Below are 258 nucleotides of genomic sequence, written 5' to 3'. Positions count from 1 at the left end.
CACGGGTCTTAATCGTACGTTCACCTTGGACACCTGGAGTTGCAATCTGACGAGCATCTCGAACAAGCTCATCCGTTTCTTCTTCACGAATTGTGAAGTTAATTTTCTCAACCCGAGTTTCGTCGGTATAAGTTAGTGGATACTCTGGCAGAGCGTCTTCTTTCGGTGCATCGTTTGGTACTACGGTTGGTTTAGCAGTTCCGACTTTGACGATTTGCGTTACCGGAGCCAAGGTTTCCTCATTAGACAATTCTTGGC

1 protein-coding gene is annotated in these 258 nt (G+C 46.5%); it reads right to left on the bottom strand.

All coding sequences use genetic code 11. The features are described 5' to 3' along the window. On the bottom strand, window positions 1–258 hold a 258-nt coding region (locus HMPREF2885_RS10345; RefSeq protein ID WP_186822454.1), incomplete at both ends, for a hypothetical protein.

It is taken from the genome of Streptococcus sp. HMSC062H02, assembly GCF_001813005.1.
In the GTDB taxonomy this organism is placed as follows: domain Bacteria; phylum Bacillota; class Bacilli; order Lactobacillales; family Streptococcaceae; genus Streptococcus; species Streptococcus oralis_S.
This window is presented reverse-complemented; position numbering and strand designations above follow the sequence as displayed.